Source organism: Arcobacter sp., from assembly GCF_050300555.1.
Taxonomy (GTDB): Bacteria; Campylobacterota; Campylobacteria; order Campylobacterales; family Arcobacteraceae; genus Arcobacter.
The window spans coordinates 1-570 of record NZ_JBNKXY010000299.1; the positions used below are offsets into that span (position 1 = coordinate 1).

The following is a 570-nucleotide window of genomic DNA, read 5'->3' on the forward strand; positions in this document are numbered from 1 at the left end:
ATATATTAGGAGTGAAAGTACTAACTAACTTTCTGCTTATTTTTCATTTTTTCTAAAAGCATTAATTCACGATGAATCTCTTCTTTTCGCTCATTAAATTTCTTAACCTTTTCATCAATAATTTTTTGTTTTTCAAGGCTTTCTTGTCTTCTTAATTCTTCTTTTACAAGTAATCTTTTAGCTTCTCTTTTTTGCTTAATTTTTACTATTGCAACTGAAAAATATGCATAACCGTACATACTTAAAAATAACAATGCAATTATTCCTAATATTATATAACCGTTTTCCATAACTTCTTTTAAATTAGATATTATTATAAATTAAGTACCTCAATAAAGATTTACTAAATAAAACTTATATAAAATTAATAAAAAGAAATTTTCAATTATAATAAAAAAGGTGAAGTACTTAAAAAAAAGATAAAAGTTTAAAAAACGTTAAAAAAATATTTATTTGGTAATGTTCCACCTATTTTTTGATTTTATATCCTTCTGATTTCCAATTTAAAAAACCGCCATCCAAATTGTAAATCTTTGTAAAACCAGCTTCTAAAAATGTGCTTACACTTTT

General features: G+C 22.5%; 1 protein-coding gene. It reads right to left on the reverse strand.

Going from position 1 to position 570, the window contains the following annotated elements; genetic code table 11:
* Positions 1 to 20: 20 nt before the first annotated feature.
* Positions 21 to 290, reverse strand: coding sequence for a hypothetical protein (locus ACQY5W_RS13430; RefSeq protein ID WP_428025475.1), 270 nt, complete (start codon positions 288 to 290; stop codon positions 21 to 23).
* Between the last annotated feature and the right edge of the window lie 280 nt (positions 291 to 570).